Source organism: Longitalea luteola (genome assembly GCF_017356035.1).
GTDB lineage: Bacteria > Bacteroidota > Bacteroidia > Chitinophagales > Chitinophagaceae > Niastella > Niastella luteola.
The window spans coordinates 1-11,872 of record NZ_JAFIQX010000023.1 but is presented as its reverse complement, the minus strand read 5'-3'; the positions used below and the strand labels follow the sequence as shown (position 1 = coordinate 11,872).

The window sequence follows — 11,872 nt, the reverse complement described above, 5'->3', positions numbered from 1 at the left end:
ACGCAAACCATTACGTTCACTAGAGATACAGAAGCACCGGTGATCACAGTTACTGCAAGTACCACTGTAGTATGTAACCCGACAGATGCGCAGATCGCGGCTGCCTTTGGTACGGCATCCGTAACCGACAACTGCTCAACTGGTCTGACCGCCACATTCACCGATGGTGCAGAAACAGGTACTGGTTGTGACCGCTCGATCACCAGGACATGGACAGTGACAGATGCGTGCGGTAATACAGGCACACAAACACAAACCATCACGTTCACCAGAGATACAGAAGCACCGGTGATTACAGTTACAGCTTCAACAGCGGTCATCTGTAACCCAACAGATGCGCAGATCGCGGCTGCCTTTGGTACGGCATCCGTAACCGACAACTGCTCGACTGGTCTGACCGCCACCTTCACCGATGGTGCTGAAACAGGTACTGGTTGTGACCGCTCGATTACCAGGACATGGACGGTGACAGATGCGTGCGGTAACACTGGAACACAAACGCAAACGATCACGTTTACCAGAGATACAGAAGCACCAGTGATTACAGTTACTGCTTCAACAGCGGTAATCTGTAACCCAACAGATGCCCAGATCGCGGCTGCCTTTGGTACGGCTTCGGTAACCGACAACTGTTCTACTGGTCTGACCGCCACCTTCACCGATGGTGCAGAGACAGGTACTGGTTGTGACCGCTCCATCACCAGGACATGGACAGTGACTGATGCGTGCGGTAATACTGGCACTCAAACGCAAACCATCACCTTCACCAGAGATACAGAAGCACCAGTGATTACAGTTACAGCTTCATCAGCGGTAATCTGTAACCCAACAGATGCGCAGATCGCAGCGGCCTTTGGTACGGCTTCCGTAACTGATAACTGTTCGACTGGTCTGACCGCCACCTTCACCGATGGTGCCGAGACAGGTACTGGTTGTGACCGCTCAATTACCAGGACATGGACTGTGACAGATGCGTGCGGTAATACAGGCACACAAACACAAACCATCACCTTCACCAGAGATACAGAAGCACCAGTGATCACAGTTACTGCAAGTACTACTGTAGTATGTAACCCGACAGATGCCCAGATCGCAGCGGCCTTTGGTACGGCGTCCGTAACTGACAATTGCTCGACTGGTCTTACCGCCACCATTAGCGATGGCGCCGAAACAGGTACTGGTTGTGACCGCTCTATTACCAGGACATGGACTGTGACAGATGCGTGCGGTAATACTGGCACACAAACGCAAACCATCACGTTCACCAGAGATACAGAAGCACCGGTTATTACAGTAACTGCTTCAACAGCGGTAGTATGTAATCCGACAGATGCACAGATCGCAGCGGCCTTTGGTACGGCTTCGGTAACTGACAACTGCTCGACTGGTCTTACTGCCACCTTCACCGATGGTGCAGAGACAGGCACTGGTTGTGACCGCTCTATTACCAGGACATGGACTGTGACAGATGCGTGCGGTAATACAGGCACACAAACACAAACCATTACGTTCACCAGAGATACAGAAGCACCGGTGATCACCGTTACAGCTTCAACAGCGGTAATCTGTAATCCAACAGATGCCCAGATCGCAGCGGCCTTTGGTACGGCATCCGTAACTGATAACTGTTCGACTGGTCTGACCGCCACCTTCACCGATGGTGCCGAGACAGGTACTGGTTGTGACCGCTCAATTACCAGGACATGGACTGTGACAGATGCGTGCGGTAATACTGGAACGCAAACACAAACCATCACGTTCACCAGAGATACAGAAGCACCGGTGATTACCGTAACTGCTTCAACAGCGGTAATCTGTAATCCGACAGATGCCCAGATCGCGGCTGCCTTTGGTACGGCTTCTGTAACTGACAATTGTTCGACTGGTCTGACCGCCACCTTCACCGATGGTGCCGAGACAGGCACGGGTTGTGACCGCTCAATTACCAGGACATGGACCGTGACAGATGCGTGCGGTAATACAGGAACGCAAACACAAACCATCACGTTTACCAGAGATACAGAAGCACCAGTTATCACAGTTACTGCAAGTACTGCAGTGATATGTAACCCGACAGATGCCCAGATCGCAGCTGCCTTTGGTACGGCTTCCGTAACCGACAACTGTTCGACTGGTCTGACCGCCACCTTCACCGATGGTGCAGAAACAGGTACTGGTTGTGACCGCTCAATTACCAGAACATGGACCGTGACAGATGCGTGCGGTAATACGGGCACACAAACGCAAACCATTACGTTCACTAGAGATACAGAAGCACCGGTGATCACAGTTACTGCAAGTACCACTGTAGTATGTAACCCGACAGATGCCCAGATCGCGGCTGCCTTTGGTACAGCATCCGTAACTGACAACTGCTCGACTGGTTTGACCGCCACCTTCACCGATGGTGCAGAAACAGGCACTGGTTGTGACCGCTCGATCACCAGAACATGGACGGTGACAGATGCGTGCGGTAATACAGGCACACAAACGCAAACGATCACGTTCACCAGAGATACAGAAGCACCGGTGATCACAGTTACTGCTTCAACAGCGGTAATCTGTAACCCGACAGATGCGCAGATCGCGGCTGCCTTTGGTACGGCATCCGTAACCGACAACTGCTCAACTGGTCTGACCGCCACATTCACCGATGGTGCAGAAACAGGTACTGGTTGTGACCGCTCGATCACCAGGACATGGACAGTGACAGATGCGTGCGGTAATACAGGCACACAAACACAAACCATCACGTTCACCAGAGATACAGAAGCACCGGTGATTACAGTTACAGCTTCAACAGCGGTCATCTGTAACCCAACAGATGCGCAGATCGCGGCTGCCTTTGGTACGGCGTCAGTGACTGATAACTGTTCGACTGGTCTGACCGCCACCTTCACCGATGGCGCAGAAACAGGCACGGGTTGTGACCGCTCGATCACCAGGACATGGACTGTGACAGATGCGTGCGGTAATACAGGAACGCAAACACAAACCATCACGTTTACCAGAGATACAGAAGCACCAGTTATCACAGTTACTGCAAGCACTGCTGTCATCTGTAATCCAACAGATGCGCAGATCGCAGCTGCCTTTGGTACGGCGTCAGTGACTGACAATTGTTCTACTGGTCTGACCGCCACCTTCACCGATGGTGCTGAAACAGGTACTGGTTGTGACCGCTCGATCACCAGAACATGGACGGTGACAGATGCGTGCGGTAATACCGGCACTCAAACGCAAACCATTACGTTTACCAGAGATACAGAAGCACCAGTTATCACAGTTACTGCAAGTACTGCAGTGATATGTAACCCAACAGATGCGCAGATCGCGGCTGCCTTTGGTACGGCGTCAGTGACTGACAATTGTTCTACTGGTCTGACCGCCACCTTCACCGATGGTGCAGAAACAGTTACTGGTTGTGACCGCTCTATTACCAGAACATGGACTGTGACAGATGCGTGCGGTAATACCGGAACACAAACACAAACGATCACGTTTACCAGAGATACAGAAGCACCAGTGATTACAGTTACAGCAAGCACTGCAGTCATCTGTAACCCGACAGATGCGCAGATCGCGGCTGCCTTTGGTACGGCATCCGTAACCGACAACTGCTCGACTGGTCTGACCGCCACCTTCACCGATGGTGCTGAAACAGGTACTGGTTGTGACCGCTCGATTACCAGGACATGGACGGTGACAGATGCGTGCGGTAACACTGGAACACAAACGCAAACGATCACGTTTACCAGAGATACAGAAGCACCAGTGATTACAGTTACTGCTTCAACAGCGGTAATCTGTAACCCAACAGATGCCCAGATCGCGGCTGCCTTTGGTACGGCTTCGGTAACCGACAACTGTTCTACTGGTCTGACCGCCACCTTCACCGATGGTGCAGAAACAGGCACGGGTTGTGACCGCTCTATTACCAGAACATGGACCGTGACAGATGCGTGCGGTAATACTGGCACTCAAACGCAAACCATCACGTTTACCAGAGATACAGAAGCACCAGTGATTACCGTTACAGCTTCATCAGCGGTGATCTGTAATCCGACAGATGCACAGATCGCGGCTGCCTTTGGTACAGCTTCGGTAACTGACAACTGCTCGACTGGTCTGACCGCCACATTCACCGATGGTGCAGAGACAGGTACTGGTTGTGACCGCTCAATTACCAGGACATGGACGGTGACAGATGCGTGCGGTAACACCGGAACACAAACGCAAACCATCACGTTCACCAGAGATACAGAAGCACCAGTGATCACAGTTACTGCAAGCACCACTGTAGTATGTAACCCGACAGATGCACAGATCGCGGCTGCCTTTGGTACGGCTTCCGTAACCGACAACTGTTCGACTGGTCTGACCGCCACCTTCACCGATGGTGCAGAGACAGGTACTGGTTGTGACCGCTCGATCACCAGGACATGGACGGTGACAGATGCTTGCGGTAATACAGGAACACAAACGCAAACCATCACCTTCACCAGAGATACAGAAGCACCGGTGATTACAGTTACAGCTTCAACAGCGGTCATCTGTAACCCAACAGATGCACAGATCGCGGCTGCCTTTGGTACAGCTTCCGTAACTGACAATTGTTCGACTGGTCTGACCGCCACCTTCACCGATGGCGCAGAAACAGGCACGGGTTGTGACCGCTCGATCACCAGAACATGGACCGTGACAGATGCGTGCGGTAATACTGGCACACAAACGCAAACCATCACGTTTACCAGAGATACAGAAGCACCAGTGATCACCGTTACGGCAAGCACTACTGTAGTATGTAACCCAACAGATGCCCAGATCGCAGCGGCCTTTGGTACGGCTTCGGTAACTGACAATTGTTCGACTGGTCTGACCGCCACCTTCACCGATGGTGCAGAGACAGGCACCGGTTGTGACCGCTCGATCACCAGGACATGGACTGTGACAGATGCGTGCGGTAATACTGGAACGCAAACACAAACCATCACGTTTACCAGAGATACAGAAGCACCGGTTATTACAGTAACTGCTTCAACAGCGGTAGTATGTAATCCGACAGATGCCCAGATCGCAGCGGCCTTTGGTACGGCTTCTGTAACTGACAATTGCGCAACTGGTCTGACCGCCACATTCACCGATGGTGCAGAGACAGGTACTGGTTGTGACCGCTCGATCACCAGGACATGGACAGTGACAGATGCGTGCGGTAATACAGGAACGCAAACACAAACCATCACGTTTACCAGAGATACAGAAGCACCAGTTATCACAGTTACTGCAAGTACTGCAGTGATATGTAACCCGACAGATGCACAGATCGCGGCTGCCTTTGGTACGGCTTCTGTAACTGACAATTGCGCAACTGGTCTGACCGCCACATTCACCGATGGTGCAGAGACAGGTACTGGTTGTGACCGCTCGATCACCAGAACATGGACAGTGACAGATGCGTGCGGTAATACAGGAACGCAAACACAAACCATCACGTTTACCAGAGATACAGAAGCACCAGTTATCACAGTTACTGCAAGTACTGCAGTGATATGTAACCCGACAGATGCCCAGATCGCAGCTGCCTTTGGTACAGCTTCCGTAACTGATAACTGCTCAACTGGTCTGGCCGCCACCTTCACCGATGGTGCCGAGACAGGTACCGGTTGTGACCGCTCGATCACCAGAACATGGACTGTGACAGATGCGTGCGGTAATACTGGCACTCAAACGCAAACGATCACATTTACCAGAGATACAGAAGCACCGGTGATCACTTGTCCGCCTTCACAAGCCTTCTGTATTGAGTCAGGCAACACTTATACTATCCCTGCTTTGACTGCAACGGATAACTGCAGCCCTGATCTGACGATCACTTACCAGGTCACAGGTGCCACTACAAGAAGTGGAACGGGAACCGATGCAAGTGGAACATTTAATGTAGGCGCGTCAACAATAACATGGACAGTTACAGATGCGTGCGGCAATGTTTCTACCTGTACAACGGTCGTAAACATTAATCCATTACCAACCCCGGTTATCACTGGTCCAAGTCCAGCCTGCGTACTTACCGAAACAGTAGTATATAGCACACCGCTCAATGGTTGCAACACGTACAGCTGGACGGTATCAGAAGGAGGAACTATCGTCGGATCAAGCACAGGCAATTCAATAACTGTTCAGTGGACTACACCTGGCACCAAGACGGTAACGGTAACAGAAACCATGTGTGTAACTGGTTGCACGGCTACGGTTAGTCAGACTGTAATTGTTAACCCGAAACCGGTAACAACGCCAATCACCCATAATTAAAAATGAAAAGCAATAAAGAAATGAAACCAAATTAATATCACCCAAAGCTGCAAACATGCACACGTGCTTCCCGGGAGAAGCAGTGTGCATGTAGCGCTTTGTTCTAGACAGCATAAAATGAAAAGATACGCAAGTGCGCCGCTTATAAAGCGTGCATGAATGACACAATGCTTAAACGGTTACTACATATCATTATATTGGCTTTGCTCTTGTTCGGTGTCAAAGAGACATCTGCGCAAATGGCTATGCCGGATCATGTATGTATAGGAGCCACCAAAAAATATTCGGTAAATGACCCAAGCGTCCCCTCTACTTACACATGGAAAATCGACGGCGTTACACAACCCACCACTACCAATGAAATAACTGTTACCTGGAATACGGTTGGTCAATTCCTCATCACTGTACAGGAACTCTCGGCAGATGGTTGTTTAGGCGATATACAATCAGGAATTGTTTATGTATATCCAAATGTAGCCACCAACGAGCAGATCACGATTTGCGAAACGGAACTACCTTATAGCTGGAACGGGAAAACCTTAACGCAAGCAGGAACAACAACGGCAACATTGAAGACTGTCAACGGCTGTGATTCAGTGGTAACACTAACGCTGAATGTAATTCCTGTTGCTACAAGCACTGAATCTGCCACAGTTTGTGCCAATCAATTACCATACACGTGGAACGGCAATACCTACAACACAGCCGGATCTTATAAGGACACTTTAATTAGCGCCGCTGGTTGCGATTCTATCGTTACATTGACTCTGAACGTCAGCCCAGCGGTTACCGGCACTCAAACTGCCACTATCTGCGCCAATCAGTTACCATACATTTGGAATGGCAATACATACAATGCTGCAGGCACTTATAAAGATACTCTCGTAAATGCGGCTGGCTGTGATTCGATTATAACATTGACACTGAACGTTCATCCAGCAGTAACCGGCGCTCAAACAGCTACGATCTGCGCTAACCAATTACCATACATTTGGAATGGTAATACCTATACTGCCGCTGGCACTTATAAGGATACCTTAACCAACGCCGCGGGTTGCGATTCGATCGTTACATTGACACTGAACGTCAGTCCGGCAGTTACTGGCACCCAAACAGTTACAATCTGCGCCAGCCAACTGCCATACATTTGGAATGGCAATACCTACAACACCGCCGGCACATACAAGGATACATTGACCAATTCCGCCGGATGTGATTCTATCGTTACACTGACACTGAACGTCAACCCAGCGGTTACAGGCTCTCAAACTGCCACCATCTGCGCCAATCAATTACCATACATCTGGAATGGCAACACCTACAATACCGCTGGCACTTATAAGGATACCTTAACCAACGCCGCGGGTTGCGATTCGATCGTTACCATGACACTGAATGTCAGCCCGGCAGTTACTGGCACCCAAACTGCCACCATCTGCGCCAGCCAACTGCCATACATTTGGAATGGCAATACCTACAACACCGCCGGCACTTATAAGGATACCTTAACGAACGCCGCTGGTTGCGATTCGATCGTTACATTGACACTGAACGTTAACCCTGCAGTAACCGGCACTCAAACAGTTACAATCTGCGCTAATCAATTACCATACATCTGGAATGGCAACACCTACAATACCGCTGGCACTTATCAGGATACATTGACCAACGCCGCGGGTTGCGATTCTATCGTTACATTGACTCTGAACGTCAGCCCAGCGGTTACCGGCACTCAAACTGCCACCATCTGCACCAACCAATTACCATACATTTGGAATGGTAATACGTACAATGCTGCAGGCACTTATAAGGATACATTGACCAATACCGCTGGTTGTGATTCTATTGTTACCCTGACACTGACTGTTAATCCAGCAGTAACCGGCACTCAAACAGCTACGATCTGCGCCAGCCAACTGCCATATACATGGAATGGCAACACCTACAATGCCGCCGGCATTTATAAGGATACCTTAACCAACGCCGCTGGTTGCGACTCGATCGTTACATTGACACTGAACGTCAACTCAGCGGTTACTGGCACTCAAACTGCCACCATCTGCGCCAACCAATTACCATACATTTGGAATGGCAATACATACAACACCGCCGGCACTTATAAGGATACCTTAACCAACGCCGTTGGTTGCGACTCGATCGTTACCATGACACTGAACGTCAGCCCGGCAGTTACCAGTACTCAAACAGCTACGATCTGTGCCAACCAATTGCCATACATCTGGAATGGCAATACATACAATGCTGCAGGCACTTATAAAGATACTCTCGTAAATGCGGCTGGCTGTGATTCGATTATAACATTGACACTGAACGTTCATCCAGCAGTAACTGGCGCTCAAACAGCTACGATCTGCGCCAACCAATTACCATACATTTGGAATGGTAATACCTATACTGCCGCCGGCACTTATAAGGATACCTTAACCAACGCCGCGGGTTGCGATTCGATCGTTACCATGACACTGAACGTCAGCCCGGCAGTTACCGGCACTCAAACTGCCGCCATCTGCGCCAACCAATTACCATACATTTGGAATGGTAATACGTACAATACAGCTGGCACGTATAACGATACATTGACCAATACCGCGGGTTGCGATTCTATCGTTACATTGACACTGAACGTTAACCCTGCAGTAACCGGCACTCAAACAGTTACAATCTGCGCTAATCAATTACCATACATCTGGAATGGCAACACCTACAATACCGCTGGCACTTATAAGGATACCTTAACGAACGCCGCTGGTTGCGATTCGATCGTTACATTGACACTGAACGTTAACCCTGCAGTAACCGGCACTCAAACAGTTACAATCTGCGCTAATCAATTACCATACATCTGGAATGGCAACACCTACAATACCGCTGGCACTTATCAGGATACATTGACCAACGCCGCGGGTTGCGATTCTATCGTTACATTGACTCTGAACGTCAGGCCAGCGGTTACCGGCACTCAAACTGCCACCATCTGCACCAACCAATTACCATACATTTGGAATGGTAATACGTACAATGCTGCAGGCACTTATAAGGATACATTGACCAATACCGCTGGTTGTGATTCTATTGTTACCCTGACACTGACTGTTAATCCAGCAGTAACCGGCACTCAAACAGCTACGATCTGCGCCAGCCAACTGCCATATACATGGAATGGCAACACCTACAATGCCGCCGGCATTTATAAGGATACATTAACCAACGCCGCTGGTTGCGACTCGATCGTTACATTGACTCTGAACGTCAGCCCGGCAGTTACTGGCACCCAAACAGCTACGATCTGCGCCAGCCAACTGCCATACATTTGGAATGGCAACACCTACAATACCGCTGGCACTTATAAGGATACCTTAACCAACGCCGCTGGTTGCGACTCGATTGTGACATTGACACTGAACGTCAATCCAGCAGTAACCGGCACTCAAACAGCTACGATTTGTGCTAACCAATTGCCATACATTTGGAGTGGTAATACGTACAATACTGCTGGCACGTATAAGGATACCTTAACCAACGCCGTTGGTTGTGATTCGATCGTGACATTGACACTGAAGGTTAATCCTGCCGTAACCGGCAGTCAAACTGCCACCATCTGCGCCAACCAATTACCATACATTTGGAATGGCAACACCTACAATACCGCTGGCACTTATAAGGATACCTTAACCAACGCCGCCGGTTGCGATTCTATTGTCACACTCACATTGAACGTAAATCCTGTAGTAACAGGTTCGCAAACTGCCACTGTTTGTGCTAACCAATTGCCCTACATTTGGAATGGCAATACCTACAATGCCGCCGGCACTTACAAGGATACTTTGACCAACGCCACCGGTTGCGATTCGATCGTTACCCTGACACTCAACGTTAACCCTGCAGTAACCGGCACTCAAACAGCTACGATCTGTGCTAATCAATTACCATACATTTGGAATGGTAATACCTATACTGCCGCTGGCACTTATAAGGATACATTAACCAATGCCGCTGGTTGCGATTCGATCGTTACTCTGACACTCAACGTCAACCCAGCGGTAACCGGCTCTCAATCGGCCACTATCTGCGCCAGCCAATTACCATACATTTGGAATGGTAATACGTACAATGCTGCAGGCACTTATAAGGATACGTTGACCAACGCCGCTGGTTGCGACTCGATCGTTACTCTGACACTGACTGTTAATCCAGTAGTAACCGGCACTCAAACAGTTACAATCTGTGCTAATCAATTACCATACATTTGGAATGGTAATACCTACAACACCGCTGGCACTTATAAGGATACCTTAACGAATTCCGCCGGATGTGATTCTATCGTTACACTGACACTGAACGTCAACCCAGCGGTTACAGGCTCTCAAACTGCCACCATCTGCGCCAACCACTTGCCATATATCTGGAATGGCAATACCTACAATACCGCTGGCACTTATAGGGATACATTAACCAATGCCGCTGGTTGTGATTCGATCGTTACATTGACACTGAACGTTAACACTGCAGTAACCGGCACTCAAACAGTTACAATCTGCGCTAACCAATTACCATACATTTGGAGTGGTAATACGTACAATACTGCTGGCACTTATAAGGATACCTTAACGAACGCCGCCGGTTGTGATTCTATCGTTACCCTGACACTGAACGTCAGCCCGGCAGTTACTGGCACCCAAACAGCTACGATCTGCGCCAACCAATTGCCTTATATCTGGAATGGTAATACGTACAATGCTGCAGGCACTTATAAAGATACTCTCGTAAATGCGGCTGGCTGTGATTCGATTATAACATTGACACTGAACGTTCATCCAGCAGTAACCGGCACTCAAACAGCTACGATCTGCACCAACCAATTGCCATACATTTGGAATGGCAATACATACAACACCGCTGGCACTTACAAGGATACATTGACCAACGCCGCTGGTTGCGACTCGATCGTTACACTCACGCTCACTGTCAAACAAAATGTAACCGGCGCACAAACTGTAAGCATCTGTAATAATCAACTTCCATATACATGGAACGGCAATACTTATAATGACGCCGGAACTTATAAGGATACACTGATCAGCGCTGCAGGTTGCGATTCTATCGTTACACTCACGCTTACCACCAAGCCAAACGTAACTGGCAAACAAGCTGTAAACATCTGTAACAATCAGTTGCCATTCGTCTGGAATGGCAATACTTATAATGCCGCTGGCACCTATAAAGACACATTGATTAGCGCGTCTGGTTGCGACTCTATCGTTACCCTGACATTAACAGTAAACAGCGTTGTAAGAGACACCACCAGGGCAACCGTCTGTACGAACCAGTTGCCATATCGTTGGAACGGTATTAACATCAACGCCGCTGGCACTTATAGCGACACCCTCACCAGCAGAGCAGGTTGCGATTCCATCACCAATCTCATCCTGACTGTAAACAGCGTTCTCAGAGATACCACCAGGGCAACCGTTTGTACGAACCAACTTCCATATCGCTGGAACGGTATCAACATCAATGGCGCTGGCACTTATAGCGACACGCT

Annotated in this window: 2 protein-coding genes; both read left to right on the top strand. The window is 49.3% G+C overall.

Annotation, left to right across the window (positions count from 1 at the left end; genetic code table 11):
- The first annotated feature begins 39 nt into the window (after positions 1-39).
- Entirely contained in the window at positions 40-6,309 is a 6,270-nt protein-coding gene (locus tag JUB15_RS28090; protein ID WP_207516084.1) for a beta strand repeat-containing protein, read from the top strand.
- Positions 6,310-6,464: 155 nt separating this feature from the next.
- On the top strand, positions 6,465-11,872 hold a 5,408-nt coding region (locus JUB15_RS28085; RefSeq protein ID WP_207516083.1), incomplete at its 3' end, for a beta strand repeat-containing protein.